Source organism: Streptomyces sp. 147326 (assembly GCF_045000215.1).
Classification (GTDB): Bacteria; Actinomycetota; Actinomycetes; order Streptomycetales; family Streptomycetaceae; genus Streptomyces.
Map to the genome: position 1 here is coordinate 1,387,826 of NZ_CP134201.1, position 24,657 is coordinate 1,412,482.

24 protein-coding genes are annotated in these 24,657 nt (G+C 69.0%); 3 read left to right on the plus strand and 21 right to left on the minus strand.

Annotation, left to right across the window (positions count from 1 at the left end; genetic code table 11):
- Window positions 1-134: 134 nt before the first annotated feature.
- Window positions 135-692, minus strand: coding sequence for a hypothetical protein (locus tag RIU97_RS06360; protein WP_404954003.1), 558 nt, complete (start codon window positions 690-692; stop codon window positions 135-137).
- A 459-nt stretch (window positions 693-1,151) separates the two neighbouring features.
- A complete protein-coding gene (locus RIU97_RS06365) occupies window positions 1,152-2,018 on the minus strand; it encodes an alpha/beta fold hydrolase (RefSeq protein ID WP_404954005.1) in 867 nt (288 codons plus the stop codon).
- A gap of 84 nt (window positions 2,019-2,102) precedes the next feature.
- Between RIU97_RS06365 and RIU97_RS06370 the strand changes: the two genes are divergently transcribed.
- On the plus strand, window positions 2,103-2,714 hold the full coding sequence (locus RIU97_RS06370) for a TetR/AcrR family transcriptional regulator (protein WP_404954007.1): 612 nt from the start codon (window positions 2,103-2,105) through the stop codon (window positions 2,712-2,714).
- An 821-nt stretch (window positions 2,715-3,535) separates the two neighbouring features.
- Here the strand turns inward: RIU97_RS06370 and RIU97_RS06375 are convergent.
- From RIU97_RS06375 to RIU97_RS06395, 5 genes are all read right to left on the minus strand, one after another.
- Entirely contained in the window at window positions 3,536-4,480 is a 945-nt protein-coding gene (locus RIU97_RS06375; RefSeq protein WP_404954009.1) for an endonuclease/exonuclease/phosphatase family protein, read from the minus strand.
- Between the two features lie 912 nt (window positions 4,481-5,392).
- Window positions 5,393-5,896 carry a hypothetical protein gene (locus tag RIU97_RS06380; RefSeq protein ID WP_404954011.1) on the minus strand — a complete coding sequence of 168 codons (504 nt, stop codon included), beginning with the start codon at window positions 5,894-5,896 and terminating at the stop codon, window positions 5,393-5,395.
- Between the two features lie 623 nt (window positions 5,897-6,519).
- The gene (locus RIU97_RS06385) at window positions 6,520-7,077 is read right to left on the minus strand and encodes a 2'-5' RNA ligase family protein (protein WP_404954013.1); all 558 of its coding nucleotides are present in this window, start codon (window positions 7,075-7,077) and stop codon (window positions 6,520-6,522) included.
- A 228-nt stretch (window positions 7,078-7,305) separates the two neighbouring features.
- Window positions 7,306-7,737, minus strand: a complete 432-nt coding sequence (locus RIU97_RS06390; RefSeq protein WP_404954015.1) for a GNAT family N-acetyltransferase — start codon at window positions 7,735-7,737, stop codon at window positions 7,306-7,308.
- A gap of 616 nt (window positions 7,738-8,353) precedes the next feature.
- Window positions 8,354-9,217, minus strand: coding sequence for a PhzF family phenazine biosynthesis protein (locus tag RIU97_RS06395; RefSeq protein ID WP_404954017.1), 864 nt, complete (start codon window positions 9,215-9,217; stop codon window positions 8,354-8,356).
- A 72-nt stretch (window positions 9,218-9,289) separates the two neighbouring features.
- Here RIU97_RS06395 and RIU97_RS06400 point away from each other — a divergent pair, with 72 nt between their 5' ends.
- Complete coding sequence (locus RIU97_RS06400; RefSeq protein WP_404954019.1) at window positions 9,290-9,496, plus strand: LysR family transcriptional regulator; 207 nt, start codon at window positions 9,290-9,292, stop codon at window positions 9,494-9,496.
- Window positions 9,497-9,596: 100 nt separating this feature from the next.
- Window positions 9,597-9,890, plus strand: coding sequence for a LysR substrate-binding domain-containing protein (locus RIU97_RS06405; RefSeq protein ID WP_404954021.1), 294 nt, complete (start codon window positions 9,597-9,599; stop codon window positions 9,888-9,890).
- Between the two features lie 29 nt (window positions 9,891-9,919).
- On the opposite strand, the gene RIU97_RS06410 is transcribed toward RIU97_RS06405, so the two are convergent.
- The 14 genes from RIU97_RS06410 to RIU97_RS06475 all read right to left on the minus strand — a co-directional run bounded on the left by RIU97_RS06410 (window position 9,920) and on the right by RIU97_RS06475 (window position 24,652).
- Window positions 9,920-10,825, minus strand: coding sequence for a LysR substrate-binding domain-containing protein (locus RIU97_RS06410; RefSeq protein ID WP_404954023.1), 906 nt, complete (start codon window positions 10,823-10,825; stop codon window positions 9,920-9,922).
- A gap of 338 nt (window positions 10,826-11,163) precedes the next feature.
- A complete protein-coding gene (locus RIU97_RS06415; protein ID WP_404954025.1) occupies window positions 11,164-12,627 on the minus strand; it encodes an amino acid permease in 1,464 nt (487 codons plus the stop codon).
- Window positions 12,628-12,925: 298 nt separating this feature from the next.
- Window positions 12,926-14,062, minus strand: a complete 1,137-nt coding sequence (gene paaE, locus RIU97_RS06420; protein ID WP_404954027.1) for a 1,2-phenylacetyl-CoA epoxidase subunit PaaE — start codon at window positions 14,060-14,062, stop codon at window positions 12,926-12,928.
- The gene (paaD, locus tag RIU97_RS06425) at window positions 14,062-14,598 is read right to left on the minus strand and encodes a 1,2-phenylacetyl-CoA epoxidase subunit PaaD (RefSeq protein WP_404954029.1); all 537 of its coding nucleotides are present in this window, start codon (window positions 14,596-14,598) and stop codon (window positions 14,062-14,064) included. The genes paaE and paaD overlap by 1 nt, the downstream gene beginning before the upstream one ends.
- Window positions 14,592-15,458 carry a 1,2-phenylacetyl-CoA epoxidase subunit PaaC gene (gene paaC / locus RIU97_RS06430; RefSeq protein WP_030302962.1) on the minus strand — a complete coding sequence of 289 codons (867 nt, stop codon included), beginning with the start codon at window positions 15,456-15,458 and terminating at the stop codon, window positions 14,592-14,594. Before paaC ends, paaD begins: the two co-directional genes overlap by 7 nt.
- A gap of 12 nt (window positions 15,459-15,470) precedes the next feature.
- A complete protein-coding gene (paaB, locus tag RIU97_RS06435) occupies window positions 15,471-15,797 on the minus strand; it encodes a 1,2-phenylacetyl-CoA epoxidase subunit PaaB (protein WP_030830736.1) in 327 nt (108 codons plus the stop codon).
- Window positions 15,794-16,768 (minus strand): 1,2-phenylacetyl-CoA epoxidase subunit PaaA, encoded by a 975-nt coding sequence (gene paaA / locus RIU97_RS06440; RefSeq protein WP_404954033.1) that lies wholly within the window; start codon window positions 16,766-16,768, stop codon window positions 15,794-15,796. The genes paaB and paaA overlap by 4 nt, the downstream gene beginning before the upstream one ends.
- Window positions 16,769-16,803: 35 nt before the next feature.
- Complete coding sequence (locus RIU97_RS06445; protein WP_404954035.1) at window positions 16,804-17,649, minus strand: enoyl-CoA hydratase/isomerase family protein; 846 nt, start codon at window positions 17,647-17,649, stop codon at window positions 16,804-16,806.
- Window positions 17,640-18,506, minus strand: coding sequence for a 3-hydroxyacyl-CoA dehydrogenase family protein (locus tag RIU97_RS06450; RefSeq protein WP_404954037.1), 867 nt, complete (start codon window positions 18,504-18,506; stop codon window positions 17,640-17,642). Before RIU97_RS06450 ends, RIU97_RS06445 begins: the two co-directional genes overlap by 10 nt.
- Window positions 18,503-19,273, minus strand: a complete 771-nt coding sequence (locus RIU97_RS06455; RefSeq protein ID WP_404954039.1) for an enoyl-CoA hydratase/isomerase family protein — start codon at window positions 19,271-19,273, stop codon at window positions 18,503-18,505. Before RIU97_RS06455 ends, RIU97_RS06450 begins: the two co-directional genes overlap by 4 nt.
- Window positions 19,270-20,451: a thiolase family protein gene (locus RIU97_RS06460; protein WP_404954041.1), complete on the minus strand. Its 1,182-nt coding sequence runs from the start codon at window positions 20,449-20,451 to the stop codon at window positions 19,270-19,272. The genes RIU97_RS06455 and RIU97_RS06460 overlap by 4 nt, the downstream gene beginning before the upstream one ends.
- Window positions 20,444-22,150, minus strand: a complete 1,707-nt coding sequence (paaN, locus tag RIU97_RS06465) for a phenylacetic acid degradation protein PaaN (RefSeq protein ID WP_404954043.1) — start codon at window positions 22,148-22,150, stop codon at window positions 20,444-20,446. The genes RIU97_RS06460 and paaN overlap by 8 nt, the downstream gene beginning before the upstream one ends.
- Before the next feature lie 76 nt (window positions 22,151-22,226).
- Entirely contained in the window at window positions 22,227-23,636 is a 1,410-nt protein-coding gene (locus RIU97_RS06470; RefSeq protein ID WP_404954045.1) for a dihydrolipoamide acetyltransferase family protein, read from the minus strand.
- Complete coding sequence (locus RIU97_RS06475; protein ID WP_404954047.1) at window positions 23,633-24,652, minus strand: alpha-ketoacid dehydrogenase subunit beta; 1,020 nt, start codon at window positions 24,650-24,652, stop codon at window positions 23,633-23,635. The genes RIU97_RS06470 and RIU97_RS06475 overlap by 4 nt, the downstream gene beginning before the upstream one ends.
- Between the last annotated feature and the right edge of the window lie 5 nt (window positions 24,653-24,657).

The following is a 24,657-nucleotide window of genomic DNA, read 5'->3' on the forward strand; positions in this document are numbered from 1 at the left end:
GACAGCAGGTACTCCGCTCTACGGCAGGCGTTGCCGGCCGCAGACAGGGCCCGCTCCGGCGCGCGATCGTGTGTCGTGAGGGCAGGGAGACGGCTCCTGCCCTGCTGTGACTCCGCGGGCCTCGCCGGGGCCGCTCATCGATGGTCGGGGCCCCATGGGTTTGAGGTGGCGGAGGGGGCGGTCGTGGCACTTTCCGCCGCCCCGGTGTCCGTCTCACACCGCTCCCGGTCCGGCGGCGGAATCAGCCGGTAAGCAGCGAGCCGGTCGGTCCGGAACGTCACCTCCGGTGCCCCGTCGCCGCCTGGCCGGCCGATTCCTTCCAGCAGTTCATCGGCGGTCAGGGGGGTGCCGGCGTAGACGGCCATGAGGACGCCAGTGCAGGCGTCGCGTTCCGCAGCGGAGAGGCCCGGCGGGAACCCGAAGAGCCGCTTCTCGCTTCCGTCCGTGCCCAGTTGCACGCGAAGAGCCGGACTCAGTTCGTTGCCCGACGCCGTGGCGGTGAGCCGCCAGAACTGGACCTGTACGGTGACTGGTGCGCACAGCGGCCGGCCGTCGGCCGTGCCGCGCGGGCGGACCTCGACGACTGCCTCCTCGCCGGACGCGTCCTCATCGAATGACACGGCGGAGCGCAGCCACTGCGCCTGTTGCTGCGCTGACCAGCCTCCGTCGTCCCGGCAGCCGCTGGCTTCCACGCCGTCGGCCCTTCCCGCACAGCTGGTCGCCAGCAGTGCGGCAGCCGCGGCCAGCGACGTCAGCGAGGCGAGTGCGATGGGCGTTCTGGACATTGTTTCCCTCGATCGGAGTGGGCGCGGCCGGGCGCCTAGACGGGCGGGCGGGAAGCAGTCTCGCCCGCCAGCCGGGGTGGCGGGGGCGTCGGGACGGGCATGTCGCCGTTCTGTGATCGCCAGACGTAGGCGGGTGTTCACGGGCCGTCGCGCAGTCCGTCTCGCCGAGAGGGGCGCCGTCTGGCCCAGCTCTGCTGTGTCAGCTGCTCAGCTTCCGACAGCACCAGTGGTGGCAGCCTGTTATCGCCCATGCCATGAGGACACCGGACCCACATGATCTGAAACAGAACCCAACTCATGGGGCGAGCCCACACCTCAAAACCCGGTCACTAGGGCGCGTCACGGGCAGTGGGTCCTGGACCGGGATCAGGCGGGAGTGGCGTCCGCCGGCGTGGCGCCGGTGGGGGTGTTGCGGATGAACTCGCTGATGAGCAGGGCTGTCAGGTCGGGTTGGTCGCGCATCACCCAGGTGCGGCTGTCGGGAATGGCCTTCAGCTGGGCGCCGGGCACGATCGCGGCCAGTCGCTCGCCGTGCGCGTAGGGAAAGAGCCGGTCCTCGCGGGCGAAGGCGAGCAGGGTGGGCCGGTCGAAGGAGGCGAGCCGCCTTGCCGGTTCGAGCAGGGCCGTGGGGACGATCCCACGGGTGACCTTGACGCAGTCGCGCCGGACGCCGGGGTCGGCGAAGAAGGCCCCCAGCCAGTCGTCGATCAGATCGTGGGGCAGTGCGCCCCTGGTCAGCAGGCCGAACCCGAAGGGCATGCGACGAACGGCACGCAGCCGCAGGGCCTGGAAAACCAGGGTGAGCAGACCGGGCACCCGGGAGGCGGGGTCAAGTGATCTGAACCAGGGTGACGGGCAGTTGTCGAAGCACTCGCCGTTGGTGAGGACGAGACGCCCGATCCGCTCGGGATGACGGACGGCGACGAGCTGGGCGACGGCGGTGCCGAGATCGTTGGCGACCAGGGTCACCCGGGGCAGATCAAGGGCGACGATCAGATCCGCGACCAGCCGGGCGATCCCCGGGAGGCTGAGGTCCGTGCCGGGGTTCATCGGGGTGCGGTGGGCACCGAGGGGCAGGTCGGGGGTGATGCACCGGAAGTCCGGGGCGAGCCGGGCGACGACCGGTTCCCAGAGCCTGCTGTCCATGAGGTACCCGTGCAGAAGCAGCACAGGCTCGCCTTCTCCGGTGTCCCGGTAGTGGACGGTTCCCTGGTCGAGCGTGAGCTGTGGCATGGCGGGTACCCTTCGCGGCAAATTACATACAGACTGTATGCATGTAGAGTGGCATACAGGCTGTACGGAACTCAAGGGGGCAGGATGGAATCGACCGGCACCAAGCACACCCAGCGTTCCCGGGCGACCCGGGCGGCTCTCATCGCCGCCGCCCGGTCGCTGTTCGCCGAGCGCGGCTACGCGGGGGTGGGGACCGAGGAGATCGTCCGGGCCGCCGGCGTGACCCGGGGGGCGCTCTACCACCAGTTCCGGGACAAGAACGATCTGTTCGACGCCACGGTGCAGACGGTCGAGGCGGAGCTGACCGAGCGGATCGCCGTGCAGGTCATGACAACCGCCACGGATCCGGTGCAGGCGCTGAAGGCGGGGGCGCGCGCGTTTCTCGACGCCTTCGCCGAGCCGGACGTGGAACGCGTTCTGCTGCTGGACGCCCCAGGGGTGCTGGGCTGGCGGCGGTGGCGGGAGATCGGCCAGGAGCACGGCCTCGGAGTGATCACGGCGGCCCTGGAGGCGGCGATGGCGGCCGGGGCGCTGGCCCCCCGGCCCGTACCGCCGCTGGCCCACATCCTTCTCGGCGCGCTGAACGAGGCGGCGCTGATGGTCGCGCACGCGGACGATCCCGGGGCCACCCGCACGGAGATGGCGGAGGCACTGGAGCACCTGGTGGACGGGCTGCTGGTGCGGAACGGGAACTGAGCGGGTGCCGTCCGCCGATCCTGTGCGCGGTTGCCCGATCCACCAGGTACCAGGCGACCTCGCGTTTCTCCGGCGGGCCGTACACCTTCGCCGTCGCACTGAAGGACAAGGGCGTCCCCGTCCCGGACATCGCGAAGAAGCTCACCATCAAGACTGGGAAGAACGCAGGCAAGTCCCCATCCGTCACCTCCCTCTACCGAGCACTCGCAGAAGCCGAACAGGCCCCCGCAGACCACGGCCTGTCGCTTCGGCCCAAGCCCGTCCGCATCCGCCGCCCCGGGGAGCCGCTTACCCCCGAAGAGATCGACCTCCGCGACCGGCTCCAGGCCCAGCCCCACCCAAACGCCGGAGCCACTCCCCTTGGATGACCTGGCGACCGGCGACCCCGGCGAACGCCTTCCCGCCGGGGTCCTGCTCTCGCAAGATCAAGTACTCAGCGTTATGGCTGTTCTGATCGTCCCCTTGGCCGATCTCCGTCTCCAGCGCCCGCCACATCGCGCCCGCATCCAGATCCGCGCCGCTCTCGGCAACCAGGTCCTGCTGCTCGCTCCACAGCCGGAACACCCCATCGAGCATCCGTGACCCCTTCGCCACTCGGCCCCGGGCCGCCACCCAGTCCCGGTCCGGCGTGCGGCGCTGATCAGCCTCACCTGCATCAGCAGCACGAACAGATCCAGCGCGTCGTCGGTCACCGCGGCCTCCATGTGCCGGCTTTGGGGCTTACGCCGGCGATACCCGTGGACGTGATCTTGCGGGCATGGTGCCGAGCGCGGCCGGCCCACGGCAGGCGCCGGTCCCGGTTTGGTCGTAAGGTGGGCGCTTCAGTCGTCGATCGTTTCGGATGCTACAGCTGGCGCGGCTTGCCTCCGGGGCCGGTAGGTGAGGGCGTCGGTCAGGCGGTCGGCGTCAAGGGTCAGACGGACGATGTGGTGGTCTGACATACCCGGTTCGACCTCGATCACGTCGACATCGCTCACCGCTCCGAGTAGGGCGGGCGTGGCGTAGATCCTGTCGATCCGCGTGTCCGGGCCGTGCGTCGGACTGGCGTTCATCGTGCGGGACGCGGCTGTCTTGTCGCCATCGCGGGTGTTCGCCCAATAGCGGGCCACGTCCTCCAGGCCGGCGGTGCGCAGAGCCTCGTCAGGGCAGGTGTCCAACAGCCGCTGCCCATCGGGGCCGATGTGGGAGCGGTGGAGCCGGTGCGGCCGGTCGGCGATCTGTTCCAAATCCGGCAGGGGGAGGTCCCCTTCCAGACCGGGCACCGGGTAGGAGTTGTTGTCACCGCCCATGAGGGCGGGCATCAGCATCCGCTCGCCGTCCGGCATCGTCCACTTGCGGTCGGCCCACTTCGTCAGCCGCTCCACCTCGGCCTGGCGGGTTGTGGCCGAGGCGTGGTTCAGGTGATAAGAAGCCACAACAAAGGGCAGGGACTGGCTGCCGCCTGGTGTGAAGCGGAAGACCGCAACCGTGGGTGGATGAACCCAAACAGGGCCGACGTCCTCACACTCCCTCAGCGGCTGGAACAGCGTCGGGTTCGCGAAGACGGCCGTGCAGGCTCGGGGGCCGAGCCAGCCGCGCAAGCCAAGGACAGCCTCAACCTCGTACATGATCCGGTTGCCGTCCGCCGCAGCACCATCCATCTCTTGGCGGAGGACGAGGTGAGGGTCGAGGGATGCCAGCAGCTCGTGGGCACGCCGCCGCTTGGTGGTGTCACCAGCACCGTTGCGTTTGAGGTTCCAGCACAGGACTGTCACATGCTGGCTCATGCGTTCACCTTTGAAGAGAGAAGAGAGTCGTCTTCGCGTCGCCCGTAGCCTCATCCCCGAATTGGACGATTTGGGTACCGTCAACAACAGTGTTCCACAAGCCGCTCGCCGCCCAAGGCCAGGCACCAGAGCCCCGCCCGGGCTTTGTGTGCTTGCCTACCCATCAGATGTCGTTCTGCCCAGGTCGGCCCTGCGGTTCCTGTACGACCTGCTGGTCGTGCGACAACGCCAGCGGGGGACGCTCTGGCGCCGACTTCCAGCGAGCCGACAAGTTGATCGACTCGGAGCTACTGTGCCGATCGGCCAGCACTTTTTCTAGCGCAAGTTTCCGATCATTCATCGTCGAGAGAATCGAACGTTAGCCTCAAGTCAGGTTCAGGCGCTGACGGTTCCCGTGAGCGGCCCGTCGCGACCGTCACGTTACTCACGTTGATCCACGGCTTCGAAGAGTTCCACGGATGCCACGGAGGTGGGCGCGACGCGGGTTGTCACCCGGTGACGCCACCGATCGTGAGGAGTGGGTCCGCCACCTTGTCGCCCTTCAACCAGCTCGGCCGCGCCCGGCCTCCAGCACCATGCGGCAGCCCGCCGTGCCCACCCGCCCGCCGTGGGAAGGACAGCCCTTACGTGGTGGCCCCCAACCTGTGAAAAGGAAGCTCCCGATCGTGGCGAGGCTTGATCTGCAGCGCGAACGCGGCCGGCCCGGCGTTCCTGGCGCTTCAGCCGTGACCACCTCCAGCCCCTTGACAATCACGACGGGGCACCCCGCGGGGAAGCAGCCGATGCCCGAGCCCGCGCCGGATCGTCAATGCACGCTGCCACGGTGAGAGCCAGCTTCGGCCCTGGCCTGCGGGCTGGTGTATCCCGTTGATGCGGCCGTGATACCTCGGTGGTGGGCGGTCGAGAGGCAGGTCATGCGGGATAACGTGTCGACGTACCGCGGATGTTCAGGTACAAGTCGATGAGTTTGACCGTGGCGAAGGCTGTGGCCCCGATGCGCAGAGCGTTGACCCCGAACCAGGCCCAGGCAAGTGTGTCGACGCGCGCCGGGTCGTTGATCGGAGGCCCGAAATACAGCGTGCCGTTGATTTGCGTGACGGCGACGAAGGTGAGCGCGGCCATGGCGAGATGGCCGCAGGTGGCGAGTCGCAGGCGAGTCTGGTTCGCGGGCGACAGCCCGCCCCGCTTCAGCCAGAGAAAGGCCAGCGAGCCCAGTACCGGGACAGCCACGATCGCATAGTAGAAGACCGGGTTGGTGACCGAATGGTACGGGTCCCACAAAGACTGGGCTTCCACAGCACGTGCGCCCATCATCATGTTCGGGACATCGACGATCTCCTCATAGAGGAAACCGAAGAAGAACCACGCGTGGCACAGAACCGCCGCGCCCGCAGCGGGGCCTATACGGGCATGCAAGGGGTACGCCTCCTGGATGGAAGAATAGAGCCGACCCGCATCAAATAGTCAAACTCTTTACATATCAACTTGCTTGAAGACTCGCGCGTAGGGAGGGGGGTCGACCTCCCTCGCCTGCTGACGGGGGAACTGACCGACCTCAGCAAGGCGATCGACTTGATAGGCAGCGCTGTGGCAAGCCGGATCAGTATCAACCAGATACACCTAATTTGCTTGGAACGCTGGGGGCATCAGGGACTCATGAGCACGGGTCAGGTCGTCGGCCCCGTGCTGACGACTGCCGCCATCAGCGCTATGGCCTCCCGGATGGAGGCTCGGGGGTATGCGCGTCGTGAAATGGATCCGACGACAGACGCAGGGTGCTGCTACCCGGCGTCTCGGTGCTGGCCAGGCAGGTGTCGGAGGCCCGCACGGGGGCCGAGTGGCGTCTGTACGAGGCGGTGGCCCGCCGCGCGCCGGGCCGATGATGCGCTCGCGCCGGCGCCCGCCCTGCGGCCGCACCTTTGACGGTGGGATCAGCGGCTCCGCGATCTCCCACAGCCCGTCCGGAACAATCCAACTCCAAGTACCCCTTCTGGCGGATTGCGACCTTCGGTACGGCAACCTCACCAGCCGCGACGACCTCATCGACATGATTCACCTCGGCCGCGCAGGGGAAAGGCCGCCTGTTCATGCCAGGACTCGCCGTCGCAAACCAAAAGCTGAACCGCCGAAACGCGGGCGGTGACCGGCAGACGGCCGGTGAGGGCGGCCTCGGCCTCGTCGAATACGCTCCGCTCCTGACCATGGGCCACCGTCAGGTGCGGGACGACCTCGACGAACCGGCCCCCATAGGGCGGGACCTCCGGCCATCGTTCGCAGACGGCTTGAGTAAGAGCCCGCAGCGGACCCCCCGGTGTAGGCACCAGGAAGAGCACGTCGGGGAACCGCCCGAAGCCTTCGAACCGGATGTCGAAGGCTCCGTGGGCACCAACGAGTAATTCGAGCGCGCCGAGCACGTCGGCATCGATGCGGCCATGGTCCAGAAATGGATAGAGCACCGTCACGTGCGCCGGAAGCCTGGCTCCGGCCGAGGAGTCGAACCGCCGGCGCCATCCGCCCACGAGCGGCTCGGCTTCGGGCACCTTGACCAACAGCACCGTTTCGCCTGCCTGATACAGGCCCGACTGGTCTTCCGGCATGCCTCTCCCTGATCCCGTCCGGTCTCATAGGACCACACGCCGAAGAGCGTCGCAGCGTGTTGGGACGAGTCGGCGGAGCGGTGTTCCGAATCCGTCGAACCGCAACTACGGCGAGGCGCTTGGCTTCCCCGCGCACCGCATTGCGGCAGCTCGTACCGCCTGCCTTGGTCCGGTCTCGCGTTCCCCGTATCGCGGCTGGAGGCCCATTTCGCCGAGGTGCTTGGGGGCTCACTGCTCCCCTAGTGTCATCCACTTCTCCGGTTTCTCCAGTGATGCGAAGCCCACCTTGGCGTAGACCGCGTGCGCGTCCGCCGTGGCCAGCAGGATTCGACGCAGGCCGCAGGGAGAAAGATGGTCCCGGATCGCAGTGGCCAGAGCGGTTCCCAGGCCCTTTCCACGTGCGTCGCGTGCGATGTAGACGTCACACAACCAGGCGAAGGTGGCCGAGTCAGTGACAACACGGGCATAACCGACCTGGGCGCCTGAGGCGCTGTCGTAGACGCCGAAGTTGAGGGAACAGGCGATCGCCATGTCCTGTTTTTCCCTGGATCGGCCAATGGCCCAGTAGGAGTCCTGTGACAGCCACTGGTGGATCAGCGCAGGATCGAGGCGGGCGGGGTCTGCGGATATCTCATATCCGGTGGGAAGTTCAGCGTTCATGAGTGTATTGATCCAGTCTGTGCAACTGACCAACCGGCGCGGAATTCGGCATCCGAGTCCGGCCCGTGTTGTCCTGCTCTTGTGGACGTCGAATCGGCTTCGGCGGCTAGGAATCTGAGCATGGGTCTTCCCCTGACGAGATGCGGCTTACGTTTGCTGTGCCAGTGCCACTGGCTGGGGGAACTCTCGGCGCGACCGCCTCCTATGGTGGCAGGCCGGCTTGAGCGCTTGGCTGCCCGAGGGTGTCGGCCGAGACGCCGAGGGAAGCCGTAGCGCTGGGGCGGGCAACCCGACTCTGTCTCAGCCGCGGGTTCTTGCAGCCGCGTCCGCCTCGCCCACCTGGGCGACATCAGGAGATGCAGTGCAGCGATATACCAAAGCGGCCGAACCTGTCAGACGGCGCCAGGCGGTCTGCATGTGCCGCCAGTTTGGATCCTCAGGTCGAGAAACTGCTCTGCCGGACGCGGCCGCCGACGCTCTACCGGCCGAGCCGTCAGAGAGAAGTCGTGACCGACTCCGCAAAAAGATAGCGTCGAATCTGGCCCGCTCCCCCGGATGGGTTCACCCGACAGCGACCAGACGGCGGCTGTCGGACCGGAAGTATCCAGCAATCCGCTCATGCTGGCAGCTCCTCCAAACGTCCGTTCGCGACGAACGAGACTTCGCCGCCGACCTGTACCGAGCGGACGTCCCCACTTGGGCCCTGCGCGCTGATCGTCATCTGGCTGGGACGGCCAGTGAACCGGCCCTGTCTGAGGACCACCTTTTCCCCGTCGCGGATGCGGCCGTGGCGGCGCAGATAGGCGGCGGCACATCCTGCTCCGCTTCCGGTCGCCACGTCCTCGACGATGCCGTCGTTGTTCCAGTGCCGTGACTCCAAGGTGTCGGCATCGAGGAGATAGGCGAACTGTGCGCCGAGACTGGAAAGCGGCGTGTCGAGATCGAAAGCGATCCGGGCCCGTTCGAGTGCGCCGCTGCGTACCGGCAGCACCAGGTAGCGCAGACCGGTGGAGACCACCTCGGGCGGGAGATCCGCATCCAGGTCTTCTTCATCCAGCGAAAACCAAGACGCCAGGTCCTTGCGGTCCGGCTGGCCGAGGAAGGAGGGAGCGCGCTGATCCAGCACGCTCGCGTACCGCCCGGGACCACGCCGATGTGTGGTGATCTCCACCGTGCGGCATTTCAATTTCATCTTCCATGTCTCACTGTCGCCACTGCCGTGCAGCGCGTGCAGGACACAGGCGGCTCCGATGACAGGGTGGCCGGCGAAGTCGAGTTCCTCGGCGAGGTCGAAGACGCGGGCCCGCCAAGCTCCGTTTTCCGCGTCCTCACCAGTCAGGAAGATCGATTCGAAGTGGCGCATTTCCCGCGTGATGGCCGCCATCTGGCCGCTGCTGAGCTGGGCGGCATCGGGGAAGACAGTGAGGCTGTTGCCGCTGAAGGGCCGAGGGCTGAACACATCGACGTGGAAGTAGTGCATGGGACTGACGCTAATGATTCGCTCCTTCAGATGGAACTACCCAATGAACAGGGGGCCGTATAACGTGCGGTTATGGCCTTCGACCGCGATCTAGAGACGTCGTTGCTGCGGATGTTCGTCAGCTGCGCCCGCCTCGGCAGTATCAGTCGCGCCGCAGCCGCGCTCGGGTACAGCCAGCCGGCCCTCAGCCAGCAGCTGCGGAAGCTCGAACGCTCCGTCGGACAGCCACTGCTGCACCGCACGGCCACCGGAGTGGGCCCGACCAAGGCCGGCGAGTGATCCGTCCTACCTGCCCGGCCTTCCGCGCTGGACGATCCGGTTGCCGCTGAGATGGGCCGTCGGGCCCGGACTGGATCCAGACGCTGACCCCCTCCCTCTCGTGCTGTTCTCCCTGCCGTGTCGCTGGCGCACGCCGGTGCTGGATGCGTTGGAAGCCAACGGACGTACATGGCGTGTTGTTTTCGAAAGCACCAGCCTGGCCGCCGTGCAAGCCGCCGTCCGGGCCGGCCTCGGCGCTGCGGCTCTACTGCCTGCCTGCGTGGAACCCGGCACGGCCGCGTACGGCGGCCTGCCAGAACTCCCTGACGTCGAACTGGGTCTCATAAGGCGGACAGGCACGGAGGGCGATCCGCTCATCGACGCGGTCGAAGACGTGCTCAGACGTCTGGCCTGACAAGAGCAGGGCCCCCACGGCTCATGCGGTCACAGCACCAACTGCTCAGCAGCCCCGAGCAGTGCCTGCCGGGCAGCTTTGATGGTGGGGTGCTGGCCGCCTCCGCGACGCACGGCAGTGAGCAGTCTGCGCCTGTGATGAGCCCGTGGCAATGGCTGTAGGGGGACCTTCGGGGGACGGCCGTGCCATGCCAAACCCGGAAGCAGCGCGGCCGCATGACCCTGTTCGGCGAGCCGCAGATGCAGGAAGTGATCGGTGGACTCGTAACGGATGTCGGGTTCGAAGCCTGCTTGGCGGCACAGTGCCATCGACCAGCGGCGAGCGACGGTTCCCTCGGGCTCCATGATCCACGGCTGTTTTGCCAGGCTGAGGAGCGCCTCCATGGGGTCGGCCACGCCTCCAATGGCCGGATGAGCCAGATGCAGGGTGTCCTCACACAACTCCTCCTGCTCCACCTCCGCGGGCCGAGGACCGGGAATACCGGGGTACTCCACGTCGATGATCAGGTCGAAGTCACGCGCCAGGAGAGCAGAAATGGCACTTTCCCGCTCCATCTGAGTGAGATGGACACGCAGCAGCGGATGAGCGGCATGCAGCAAGTTCAGCGCGGTGGGCACCAGGGCAAGCGCCGCACTCTGAAAGGAAGCGATGCGGAGTGTTCCGGTCAAATCGGTCAAGGATGTCGCGATGTCGGTCTCTGCGCGTTCCAGCCGCTCCAGGACAGCCTCGGTGTGGGCAACGAGGATCTCCGCCTGTTGGGTGAGGCGTACCCGCCGACCGACGTGTTCCAGTAGCCGGACGCCGACCTCGGATTCCAGCAGCGACAACTGCTGAGAAATGGTCGATGGACTGTAGGACAAGGCAGCGGCAACGGCGGCCAGCGTGCCGCGGTGCTTGAGCTCCCTGAGAAGTCTTAGCCGGTGAAGATCGAACATGACAGCGCCTGAAACAGCTGGCTTTCTCGTGGGAGAGCTTGTTCCGGACGCGCAGAGTGTGATGTCACGCTACGCCTCGCGGTTGACTCGGGCTGACGGCGGCGGATTACAAGGGTCAGCGCCGCCGGTTCTAGGGCTGGGTGCCGTATCGAGGGGTGCGCGGTGGCCAGGAATCCCTGGTGCGCGGTCGGATGGTAAGGCGACACCGGGCCATTGAAAAGCGCTGCGAGGTCACGCTTGAACGCGTTCTGGGCCGGTTGGCGGCACGGCCTGGATCAGGCAGGTAATGTCACGCCACTGATGCCTGGGCGAGCCGCCCCGATGTGTCGCCGTCGAGGTCATGGCCTGGCTGGGGCGTCCTCGGCTGCCCTGCGCATGCTGGCCACCCGGCCGCGCACGCCGAACCACCCGCCGATGAGAGCCCCGACGATCAGCGGAAGACACAGCACGGTGGTGCGTGCGGCGCCGCCGTCGGCATACATCAGCACCAGGACGGAGGCCAGGAAGCCGAGGGTCACGATCTCGGTCCACGGCGAGCCGGGCAGCCGGTAGCCAGGACGCGTCAGCTCGCCCTGCTGCGTCTTCCGCCAGAAGAGCAGGTGGCAGATCATGATCATGCCCCAGGTGGCCAGGATGCCGATTGCCGCGAAGTTCAGGACGATCTCGAACGCCTCCGCCGGTACGACGAAGTTGAGGCCGACGCCGAGCACACAGATACCGGTCGTGAGCAGGATGCCACCGTAGGGAACCTGGCTGCGGCTCATCGCACTCGTGAACCTCGGCGCCGAGCCGGACATCGCCATGGAGCGCAGGATGCGGCCGGTCGAGTAGAGGCCGGAGTTGAGCGAGGACATGGCCGCGGTGAGGACGACGAGGTTCATCACGCCGCCCGCGGCGGGGACACCGATGTTGGACAGCACCGTCACAAAGGGGCTCTCGCCGGCGACGTACTTGTTCCACGGAAGCAGCATCGAGAGCAGGATGACCGAGCCGACGTAGAACAGCGCCACTCGCCACATGATCGAGTTGATCGCCTTGGGCATGATCTTCTCGGGGTTCTCGGTCTCACCTGCGGTAACGCCGACCAGCTCGACTGCGGCGTAGGCGAAGATGACGCCCTGGGTGATCAGGAGCATGGGCAGCAGACCGTTGGGGAAGACGCCTCCGTTGTCGCTGATCACGGACAGACCGGGGTTGTGACCGTCGACGGGGTGTTGGGTCACCAGCAGGAAGATGCCGATACACATGAAGACGACGAGGGCGCCGACCTTGACGATTGCGAACCAGAACTCCAGCTCGCCGAAGATCCGCACCGAGATCAGGTTGACCGCGAGGACGACCGCCAGGGCGATCAGCGCGATCACCCATTGGGGTATGTCGGAGAACATGCCCCAGTAGTGAGTGTAGGTGGCCACCGCGGTGATGTCGGCGATACCGGTCGTGGCCCAGTTCAGGAAGTACATCCAGCCTGCGGTGTAGGCACCCTTCTCGCCGAGGAACTCCCGGGCGTACGACACGAAGGCGCCGGACGAGGGCCGGTACAGGACGAGTTCGCCGAGCGCGCGGACGACGAGGAAGGCGAAGACGCCGCAGACCGCGTACGCGACGAACAACGACGGGCCGGCCTCGGCGAGGCGGCCGCCGGCACCGAGGAAGAGGCCGGTGCCGATGGCACCGCCGATGGCGATCATGCTGACGTGCCGGGACTTCAACGACTTGCTGTAACCGGCGTCTCCAGCGTCGACATTGGGCCGGGCCGGTCCGGATGGCGCTGCGGGCTTTACGAGCGGCTGCTCACTCACGCCTTGCTCTCACTTTCCATAAAATGATTCAGTGCGGTCCGTCACTGCCGGTCCGCTCAAGATTTCGATGGGCGCACGCCGTCGGTCAACGAACGTTGCGGACGGCCCGAGTTCGCGCGGTCTCCCGCGTCGGGGACCAAGGCGGCAAGTAGGCTTTCACCCTGCCCTACCGAACGTATGTTCGAAAAGAGCGATTGATCGACCCGGGCTTACTGTGCCGAACGGCATGCGCCTTTTCCAGCGCAGGTTTCCGATCGTTCATCGTCGAAAAAACCGAACGGTGTCGACACGTTCGCGCTCACATGTCGAAGTCCACGGTGAGCTCGTCCGATGCGGGGCGGGTCTGGCAGGTCAAGACGTATCCCGCGGCCACCTCCGCGGGCTCCAGGGCGTAGTTGCGGCGCATGTCCCCCCGGCCCTGGGTCACCAGGGCGCGGCACGTCCCGCAGACGCCGCCTCTGCAGGCGAACGGCAGGTCGGGGCGGAGCTGTTGGGCAGCGTCGAGGACGGTCCGGTCCCGGGGGGCCGGGAACGTGGTGGACCTGCCATCCAGGACGACGGTGACTTCGCTCGTGGTGAGACCGATCGCCGAGACCTCGTGGCGGGCGGCGGGCGGCTCTTCATCGGCGTGGAACAGTTCCTGGTGGATTCGGTCGGCCGGGACGCCGAGCCCGGCCAGGATGGCGCTGGAGTCACGGACCATGCCGTGCGGACCGCAGAGCCACCATTGGTCGACGCCGTCGGTGTCGACCAGGGCATCGAGCAGGGCGGTGAGCCGCGCCGCATCGAGGCGACCGGTGAGCATTTCGGCCTCGCGCGGCTCGCGGGACAACACGTGAACGAGCTGGAAGCGGGCCGGGTACTGGTCTTTCAGGTCTGCCAGTTCGTCCGCGAACATCACCGTATCGGTGCGCCGGTTGCCGTAGAGGAGGGTGATGCGGGATGAGCCGTCGGCGCCGAGTACCGAGGCGGCGATCGACAGCATCGGTGTGATGCCGGATCCGGCGGCGATGAGCACGTAGTGGCCGAGGCCACCGGGTTGACCGGAATCACCGGGTTGTCCGGCTGCGGTGAGGTCGGGGGTGAACGCACCGGCCGGCCCCATCACCTCAAGGGTGTCTCCCGGGCGCACACCGTGGACGAGCCAGGAAGAGAACAGGCCGCCGGGTACGACGCGGATGCCGATGCGCAGAGGTTCCCCGACGGGGGAGCAGATGGAGTAGGAGCGGCGCTCGTCGCGGCCGTCGATCTCCCGGCGCACGGTAAGGCACTGGCCGGGGAGAAACGCGAATTCCTCGGCCAGGCGGTCCGGTATCGCGAGGGTGAGCGCGGCGGCGTCGGAGCACAGCCCCTCGACCGCTGCGACGCGCAGGGCGTGGAAGATGGGACGCAGACGGGTCCGCGCTGTGCCGGGGGGACGGGAGGGGGTCGTCATCAAAGGTCCTTGAGGTGCTCGAAGGGCTCCAGGCAGGTGCCGCAGCGGTGGAGCGCCAGGCAGGCGGTTGCGGCGAACCGTGAGATCTCCTCGGTGTCGACCGAGGCGCAGCGCGGGCAGGGCACATCTGACGGGGCCGGCCCGAGGGACAGCCACACCGGCCCGGATTCGCTGCGGCGCCGAGGCCCCGGTGGTGCGATGCCGTGTTCGGCGAGCTTGTGGCGGCCCTGGGATGTGATCCAGTCGGTAGTCCAGGGCGGGTCGAGCACGGTGACGACCCGGACGTCGGTAAAGCCGGCCGCCTGCAGCCGTGTGGCGGCTTCAGCCCGCATCTCGGCCACGGCGGGACAGCCTGAGTAGGTCGGGGTGAGCCGCACGACGACCGTACCGTCCTGCTCCACCTCGACACCGCGGAGCACTCCAAGGTCGGCGAGGGTCAGCATGGGCAGTTCAGGATCGGGGATCTCGCAGGCGGTACGCCAGGCGCGGTGCGCCGTCTTTCGGCGGTGCTCGCCGGCATCTGCGAGCGTCACCATTGCGCCTGCGGGTGTGCGCGGGCGATGCTCTGGAGTTCGGTGAGGAGCGGCGCCAGGTGTTCGGTACGGTCACCGTCGCGGCCGGAGCCGGGTATGGCAGGGGCGGACGCCGGGCCGAGAGGCAGGACCTCGGAGGGGTCGAATCCCGCTCGCACCAGGACGTCGGCGAGATGCCGCAGCGTCCGGTCGGCGACCACTGCGGACTCGGCGCCCAGACCGGCTGCGGTCCGGTCGGTCAGTGGTTCTCCCAGCCAGGGCGCGACGTCGAACAGCGCCGTTCTGAGACGGTCACGGGACTCGGGAGTCCCGTCGCCCAAGCGCACGGTCCACACCGCGGCGTAGTGGCAATGGTAGGAGAGCTCCTTCACGCTCTTGGCGGCGATGGCGGCGAGCACCGGATCAGGAGCGCTGGTGAGCTCCTCGAAGACGGCCAGCCGCCAGACGGACAACACGAGCAGCCGTGTGATCGTGAAGGCGAAGTCGCCGCCAGGCAGTTCGGCCAGCCGTAGGTTGCGGAAGCCGTCTGGATCACGGAAGTAGGCGTACGCGTCCTCGCCGCGGCCCGTACCGTCGGCCCGTCCCGTCCTGGCATACAGCAGCCGGGCCTGGCCGAGCAGGTCGAGGCCGATGTTGGCCAGGGCGAGTTCCTCCTCCAGTTCCGGGGCGCGTGTGCACCACTCGGCGAGCCGCTGGGCGGACACCAGGGCGTCGTCGCCCAGGGCCAGACAGCAGGCGGCCAGGTCTCCGGCGTCGATGCCGTCCGGCACCCTCTGGTCGACGCCGTGCAGGGGGTCGGTGAAACCGGTGCCGAACGCCCACTGCGCGTTGTCGTGGTCGACGTACAGATCCTCGTGACTCATTGGCGGCCGCTCCTAGATGTGGGGTACGTCGTCGGGGATGTCGTAGAAGGTCGGGTGCCGGTAGACCTTGTCGCCGCTGGGCGCGAAGAAGGGATCCTTCTCGGCGAGGGTGGAGGCGGCGATGGAGTCGGATCGCACGGCCCAGACACTCACGCCCTCGTTGCGCCGGGTGTACAGGTCGCGGGCGTGGACAAGGGCCATCGCGTCGTCGGGCGCGCGCAGGGAGCCCACGTGGACATGGTTCAGTCCACGCTTGCCCCGGACGAACACCTCGTACAGCGGCCACTCGTCCCGTATGCGGACGGGTCCGCCGGCGGAAGTCCGGTCGGTGCCGCTCATGCCGTCGCTCCTTCACGCACCCGGGTCGCCTGCTTGGAGGCATGGGCCGAGGCCGCCTCCCGCACCCAGGCGCCCTCCTCGTGGGCGGCCCGGCGCCGGGCAATCCGCTCGGCGTTGCACGGCCCGTCGCCGGAGACCACGCGCTTCAGCTCGTCCCAGTCGGGGGCGCCGAAGTCGTGGTGACCGCGCTCCTCGTTCCACCGCAGGACGGGGTCGGGCAGGGTGACGCCGAGCTTCTGGGCCTGCGGCACGGTCATGTCGACGAACCGCTGTCGCAGTTCGTCGTTGGAGTGCCGTTTGATCTTCCAGGCCATGGATCGCGCGGAGTTGGGCGAGTCGGCGTCCGGCGGGCCGAACATCATCAGCGACGGCCACCACCAGCGGTTCACCGCGTCCTGCACCATCTCCCGCTGCTCGTCGGTGCCGCGCATCATCGTCAGCAGGAGTTCGTACCCCTGCCGCTGGTGGAAGGACTCCTCCTTGCACACGCGGACCATGGCGCGCCCGTAGGGGCCGTACGACGTACGGCACAGGGGCACCTGGTTGCAAATCGCCGCGCCGTCCACGAACCAGCCGATCACGCCGACGTCGGCGAAGGTCTGGGTCGGGTAGTTGAAGATGGACGAGTACTTCTGGCGGCCGTCGATCAGACGCGCCGTCATGTCCGTGCGGTCCGCCCCGAGGGTCTCAGCCGCGGAGTAGAGGTACAGCCCGTGCCCGGCCTCGTCCTGCACCTTGGCGAAGAGGATGGCCTTGCGGCGCAGCGAGGGTGCCCGGGTGATCCACTCGCCCTCCGGCTGCATACCGATGATCTCGGAGTGGGCGTGCTGGGCGATCTGCCTGATCAGCGTGGTGCGGTAGCCGTCGGGCATCCAGTCCCGGGGCTCGATGCGCTGGTCGCGGGCGATGGTGTCCTCGAAGGTGGCCTCGGGGCCCTGGGGCCCGGATGGTGTGACGGTGGGGGTGTTCATGGGGTATGCGTGTCCCGTCGTACTCGATGAGTGGGTCAATGGCCGCGGAACGCCGGGCTGCGGCGTTCGAGGAACGCCGTGACGGCTTCGCGGTGGTCCTCGGTGGCGCCGAGCCGGCGTTGGATCACGGCTTCGCGCTCCAGCGCGGCCGGCAGCGTGGCGGTGGCCGCGGACCGCAGCAGTGCCTTGATCTCTCGGTGGGCGGCGGTGGGTCCGCCTGCGAGGGAGCGGGCGACGGCCAGCCCCTCAGCCGTGGCCGAGCCGTCCGCCACGACGCGGTGGACCAGGCCCCAGCGTTCGGCGTCCTGTGCGGAGAAGCGGTCTCCGAGGAGCATGAGTCCTGCGGTCCGCGAAGGACCGAGCTGGCGGGCGAGGCCGCGGGCGACCCCCGAGTCGGAGGCCAGGCCGATGCCGGTGAAGGCAGTCGCGAAGTGGGCTCCTTCGGCGGCGACGCGCAGATCCGCGCAGAGCGCGATGCCGAGCCCAGCCCCGACACACGCGCCCTCGACGGCCACGACGAGCGGGACCGGCAGCCCATGCAGCTCCTTCAGCAGCGGGTTGTAGTCGTTGGGAAGGTTCGCGAAGGCCGCCTCGGGCGCGGTGTTCAGCTGCCGGGCGTGCTCCCTGAGGTCCTGGCCGACGCAGAAATGCCTTCCGCGGGCAGTGATCAGGGCAGCCCGTACACCGCGTGCGGTGTCCGTGGTCAGGCGGCGTGCCGCCATGAGGAGGGCGCTGCGCATATGGGTGTCGAGCGCGTTGCCGCTCCCGGGACCGCGCAGCTCGATGACGGCCACGGCGTCGGTGACGTCGTAGGCGACCCCGTGACGGTCGGGACGGCCCGGCTCCTGAGCCTCGGTGGGCGCACCATCGGTCACGGCCACGAGTAGAACCCCTTCCCCGTCTTGCGGCCCAGCTCGCCGCGGGCGACCTTCTCCCGCAGCAATGCCGGCGGGGCGAACCGCTCCCCGAGCGTCCGGTGCAGGTGGTCGGCAATGGCCAGCCGTACGTCGAGACCTACTACGTCGGTGAGGCGCAGCGGCCCCATCGGGTGCCGGTATCCCAGGCGCATGGCCGTGTCGATGGCCTCCGGCTCGGCGACCCCCTCCTCGACCATGCGGACGGCCTCCAGACCGAGGGCCAGGCCGAGACGGCTGCTGGCGAATCCCGGCGAGTCCTGGACGACGACCTTCTGCTTGCCCAGGGCGCGTGTCCAGCCGACCGCTGCTGTAAGAGTCTCCCCGGTGGTGTCGGGAGTGAGGACCAGTTCGACGAGCGCGGAGACGGGCACCGGGTTGAAGAAGTGCATGCCCAGAAAGCTTCCCGGCCTCTTCAGGGCCGCCGCGAGTTCGGTGACCGGGAGGGAACTGGTGTTGGTGGCGAGTACGCACCGCTCCCCCACGGCCTGCTCGGCGGCGGCGAGCAGCCGGGCCTTGAGCGCGGCGTCTTCGGGTACCGCCTCGACGACGAGATCGGCGTCGGCGGGAAGTTCGGCGATCGAGGTCACGGCGGTGACCCGGTCCGGTACCTCACCGGTGGCGGATCCGCGGGGCCCCTCGCGCTCGGCGGCCTGCCTCAGGCCGGCGGCGATGCGGTTCAGCGCGACGGTCGCGGCCGCTTCGTCGTGTTCCACGACGACCACGGACGACCCTGCGGCCGCGAAGGACTGGGCGATACCGGTCCCCATCCGGCCGCCGCCGATCACCCCCACGACGGCGGGCGGTGCTGATGCCGAGGTCATGCCCGGCCTCCGTTCTTCTCGTTCTTCTCCAGGAATCGCGTCATGCGTTCCTCCTTGTCGCGGCCCTCGAACAGCACGGCCTGGGCGAGGTCGTCAGCCACCGGATGGGCACCCGGGGCGTCGGTGACGAGCTTGGTCAGCCGCAGGGCGAGCGCCGAGGAGCGGGCCATACGGTCGAGCAGGGTGTGTGCCTCGGCGATCAGCCGCTCGGCCGGTACGACGTCCATGACCAGCCCACAGGCGAGCGCGGCAGGTGCGTCGAGGTTCCGCCCGGCGAGCAGGACCTGTTTGGCCACCGACTCGCCGAGCAGCTCCCGCAGCCGCCAGCAGGCCCCGGCGGCGGCGAGGATGCCCAGGCCCGGTTCGGGGTTGCCGAAGACGGCGTTTGGCCCGGCGATCCGGATGTCGCAGGCGTACGCCAGCTCGGCGCCGCCGCCCAGCGCCCAGCCGTCCACCGCGGCCACGGTGGGCAGGGGCAGCCTGCGTACCCGCTCGAACAGACGGCTGTTGATTCCCTGCAGCGCTTCCTCCCGGCCACGCCGCCGCAGTTCGGCGATGTCGGCGCCGCCGGCGAAGACCCCGCCGTGACCGGTGAGCAGCAGCAGCCTCGGCTCGCGCTCCAGGTCCTCGCACACGCGATGCAGCTCGGCGATCATGCCGCTGCTGATGGCGTTGCGCGCCTCGGGCCGGTGCAGGGTCACGACGACCCGGTCCGCGCCGGCCTCGACCCGCAGGTTCTCGTACGCCGTGCCCTCCCGCGTGCTCATACGCGCTCCACGAGCATCGCCACGCCCTGGCCGACCCCCACACACATGGTCGCCAGTCCCCGTCGAGCGTCCTCGCGTTCCATGCGTCCGAGCAGGGTGAGCAGGATGCGGGCGCCGGAGCAGCCGAGCGGGTGTCCGAGGGCGATGGCGCCGCCGTCGGCATTGACGCGGTCCTCGTCGAGCTGCAGGCGGCGGACGACTGCCAGCGCTTGGGCGGCGAAGGCCTCGTTCACCTCGACGGCGTCCAGGTCGTCGGCCCGCCAGCCCGCCCGGCCGAGCGCCCTCAAGGTGGCCGGCACGGGCCCGAGCCCCATCAGGCGGGGCTCGACCCCGGCCGAGGCGGCGGTGACGACCCGGGCCCGGGGGGTGAGCCGGTATCGTTCGACCGCCGCCAAACTCGCCACCACGATGGCAGCGGCCCCGTCGGACAGCGGCGAGGAGTTGCCCGCGGTGATGATCCCGCCGCTGCGGAAGGACGTGTGCAGTCCGCCGAGCTTCTCCAGCGAGGTGGACGGCCGAGGCCCCTCGTCCTGGGTCACCTCGCCGTCCGCCACCGGCACCGGGACGATCTCCTCCTTGAAGCGGCCCGCCCTCTGGGCGGCCTCCGCCCTGCGGTGGCTCCGCAGCGCGAAGGTGTCCGCCTCGAGGCGGGTGATGCCGTCCAGGGCGGCGACCTCCTCGGCGGTCTCGCCCATGGACAGGGTGCTCGCGGCCGGGAAGCGCGGATTGGTGAAGCGCCAGCCGAGGGAGGTGTCGTGGACCTCACCGGGCCGGGCCCAGGGCGTGCCGGGCTTGGCCATCACCCAGGGGGCACGGGTCATTGACTCCACTCCGCCCGCGACGACCAGGTCTGCCTCCCCCGCGCGAATCGCCTGGGCGGCCGAGGCGACGGCCGTCAGCCCGGACGCGCACAGCCGGTTGACGGTGTATCCAGGCACGGTGTCCGGCAGTCCGGCCAGCAGGACGGCCATCCGGGCCACGTCCCGGTTGTCCTCGCCGGCCTGGTTCGCGGCGCCGAGGATCACCTCGTCCACGGTGTCGGCCGGGATGCCCGAGCGACGTACCGCCTCGCCGACCACGAGGGCGGCCAGGTCGTCGGGGCGTACGGAGGCCAGGGCGCCTCGGTGGCGGCCGAGCGGAGTACGGGCCCCGTCGATCAGATAGACCTCGTCACGCATCGACGTGCTCCTCTGCGGGTGCGTGGCGCCGGGACTGGACGACCGAGAAGCGTCCGGTGACGAACGCGGGGTCGGTGAGGGCGGCATTGGCCGCGGGGTTGGCCGCCGTGCCGTGGAAGTCGCTGAAGGCGGCGGACTGGTTGACGAAGACCGCGCCGGTCAGGTTCTCCGACAGGTGTACGCCCGCCTCCAGCGCGGTTGCCCGTGCCGCCTGCAGCACACCCTCGTCGGTGGCGTACACGGATGCGGTCAGCGCGCCGTGGCGCCGTACGGTGTCGTGCAGGAGACGCAGGCCGTGCGCGGTGGAGTCGGTACCGATGACGAAGGAGACCGGACCGAACCACTCGCTGGTGTAGGTCTCTTCGTCGGCCTCGGCCTGGAGCCGGACCAACAGCGGGGAACGGACGGCCGCGTCCGGGAAGTCCGGGTGGGTGATTTGCCTCGACGGATGGGCGACACGGTCGAGTTCCGCCGCCTGGGCCACGCGCTTCAGGACACCGTCGTTCACGATCGCGCCGAGGGTGGCGGCCGCACGGGCCGGGTCGCCGAGCAGCCTGTCCAGGGCGGCGCCCAGGTCGGCGGCGAACTCGTCGGCCGTACGGCGCCCCTGGTCGGTGGGGAAGCCGTTGCGGGGAACGAGGATGTTCTGCGGGGTGGTGCACATCTGGCCGCTGTAGAGCGACAGGGAGAAGGCAAGGTTGCGCAGCAAACCGGCGTAGTCGTCCGTGGAGTCCACGACGACGGTGTTGAGTCCGGACTTCTCGGTGTGGACCGCGGCCTGGCGGGCGTTGGTCTCCAGCCAGTCGCCGAACTCGCTGGAGCCGGTGTAGTCCACGATGCGCACATCGGGGTGGGTGGCCAGGGCGGGAGCGGTGCGCTCCTCGGGCTTCGCCGCGGCGAGCAGTACCACATCCGGATCGAAGCCGGCCTCCGCCAGCACCTCACGGGCGATCCGCACGGTGATCGCCAGCGGCAGCACGGCACGTCGATGAGGCTTGACGACCACCGGGTTGCCGGTGACCAGACTCGCGAACAGTCCCGGATAGCCGTTCCAGGTGGGGAAGGTGTTGCAGGCGATCAGTACTGCCACACCGCGTCCCACGGTGGTGAAGGTCTTGTCCATAACGAGTGGGCCGCCCTTGCGCTGCGGCTTGCTCCAGTGGGCCGCGACCGGATGGCGGGTCTGCTCGTTCCATGCGTGAGCGACCGCTTCGAGGCCTCGGTCCTGGGCGTGCGGACCGCCGGCCTGGAACGCCATCATGAAGGGCTGGCCGGTGGTGTGCTGGACGGCGTGCGCGATCTCGAAGCTCGCCTCGTTCAGCCGGGCGAGGATCTCGGCGGCGACGCCGGCCCGGGTGTCCGGGCTCGCGGCGCGCCACGTCACCGCGGCTGACTTGGCCGTCGCGACGGCCACATCGGGCGCCAGGTACGGGTAACTGACGCCGAGCGGGAAGCCGTAGGGCGAAACCTCGGTGGCGGGCACGGTGCCGGTGGCCGGATGCCCTTCGATGCGGAAGGGCTGGCCGAGGAGGCCGTGGAAGGCGGCCTCGCCCAGCCCGGATGCCTCGGCCCCGTACGCAGAGGTACTGGGGGTTTCCGGGTACGGCGTCCAGTAGGTGCGGTCGGCGGCACACTCCACCGCCTGGTCGAGCAGCGCCGCATGGCGGACGAAGAAGTCGGGATGCTGGTCGGTGGTCACTGAGAGCTCCTGGCCGAACGTTCGGTAGGTTGATGGGTGCAAGGCGCCTGGGCGGACGCGGGGGAAGCGGGGTGGATCAGATGTCGGCGAGCAGGATCGCCGGGCGTTCCACGCAGTCGGCCACGAAGCGCAGGAACCCGCCGGCCACACCGCCGTCGCAGACCCGGTGGTCGAAGCTGAGGGAGAGCTGCATGACCTTGCGGACGGCCAGCTCGCCGTCCACCACCCAGGGTTTGTCCACGATGCGGCCCGCGCCGAGCAGAGCGGCTTCAGGGTGGTTGATGATGGGCGTGGATCCGTCGACGCCGAACACGCCGTAGTTGTTGAGGGTGAAGGTCCCGCCGGTCAGACGGTCGGGCGGCAGGGCCCCGTCGCGGGCCAGCCCGGTCAACCGGGCCAGCTCGGCGGCCAGTTGTGCGGTCGTCATGCGCTGTGCGTCGCGGACGACGGGGACCATCAGGCCGCGTTCGGTCTGGGCGGCGAAGCCGAGGTGCACCTCGCTGAAGCGGACGATCTCCCGCCGCTCGGTGTCGACGGTGGAGTTCAGCTCCGGGAAGCGGTGCAGTCCGGCGATGCAGAATCGGGCGAGCAGGGCCAGCAGCCCGATGGGGCGGCCGGGGTCTGCAGCCTGCATGGCCTTCCGGGCTTGGAGCAGGCTCGTCGCGTCCACGTCGACCCAGGTGGTGGCGTCGGGGATCTCGGTGCGGCTGCGGGAGAGCTTGTCCGCGACCGCGCGGCGGACTCCGCGCAGCGGGATGCGCTCAGGTCCGGCCGGCGCCGGCCGAGCGTGCGGTGCGCGGTCCGCCGACTGCTGCCGATCCGGGGTGACCGGTGCGGTATCGGGGTCCGTCGCCAGCTGGCCGGCCCGCCCAACGGCCTGCTCGACATCTCGTCTGAGCACGACCCCTGCGGGACCCGATGGCGCCAACGCGGCGAGGTCGATCCCGTGTTCCCGCGCCATCCTGCGTACGAGGGGGGATATGACCCGGGGAGCGTGCAGCTCTCCGGACGGCGCCGCCTCGGCAGCAGCGCCGCCTCCCGTCGCGGCGCCCCCGCGTCGGCGGCGGCGACGCGGTGCCGGGCCGTGGCCGGTGCCGTAGCCGATCAGGACGTTGCCGGACCCGGCCTGCTCCTCTTCCCGGTATCGCTCAGCCGCAGGGTCGGCCGACGTCGAATCGACGGGAGGCTGGGCGCCCGGGCCCTCCCCCTCGCCGTCGGGCCGGCCGGAAGTCGGCCTACCCACCGTGATCAGCGGCTTCCCCACCTCCAGCGCCGTACCCGCCTCCGCGTGCAGTTGCAGCACGGTGCCCGCGTAGGGGACCGGCACCTCGACTGCGGCCTTGGCGGTCTCGACCTCGATGACGATCTGGTCGATCGTCACCGTGTCACCGACCGCGACCTTCCACTCGATGATCTCGGCCTCGGTCAGCCCTTCGCCGAGATCGGGCAGCCGGAACAGCTGCTCCTGAAGCGCTGCGGTGCTCATGCGGCCGTTCCCTTCAGCAGATGCCGGGTGTCCGGCGCGTCGCTGAACTGGAGACGGTCGACGGCGTCGAGGATCCGGTCGACGCTGGGCAGATGCGCGTGCTCCAGCTTCGGCGGCGGATACGGGATGTCGAAGCCGGCCACCCTCAGGACCGGCGCGGCCAGCGAGTGGAAACAGCGCTCCTGCACCCGTGCGGCGATCTCCGCCCCCACGCCGGCGAAGCCCTGGGCCTCCTGGACGACCAGGCAGCGCCCGGTCCGGTGTACCGATGCCGTGACCGTCTCGTCGTCGAAGGGCACCAGCGTGCGCAGGTCCACGACCTCCAGCTCGATGCCATCGGCCGCCGCCGCTTCGGCCGCGGCCAGGGCCACCGGCACCGACGGCCCGTACGCGACGACCGTGGCGTCGCGGCCCTTCCGCCGGATCGCCGCCTGCCCGAACGGCAGCGCTCCGCGCCGCTCGAGGTTGACGTCCTCCTTCGACCAGTACAGCTTCTTCGGCTCCAGGAAGACCACCGGGTCGGGGTCGGCTATGGCGTCGCGCAGCAGCCAGTAAGCGTCCTCGGCCGTCGCCGGGGTGACGACTTTCAGGCCCGGGGTGTGCGCGTAGTACGCCTCGCTGGAGTCGCAGTGGTGCTCGACTCCCCCGATGCCGCCCGCGTAGGGGATACGGATCACCATCGGCAGCGCGAGCCGCCCCCGGGTCCGGTTGCGGAGCTTGGCCACGTGTGAGGCGATCTGTTCGAAGGCCGGATAGGCGAAGGCGTCGAACTGCATCTCCACCACGGGCCGGAAGCCGCCCATCGCCATGCCGACGGCCAGTCCTACGATGCCGGCCTCGGCCAGCGGGGTGTCGAAGCAGCGCTGCTCGCCGAAGTCGCGGGTCAGCCCGTCGGTGATCCGGAAGACGCCGCCGAGCGGACCGACGTCTTCGCCGAAAACGAGCACGCGCTCGTCCTCGCGCAGTGCGTCGCGCAGTGCGGTGTTCAGCGCCTGCGCCATCGTGACCTTGGCCATGGCCG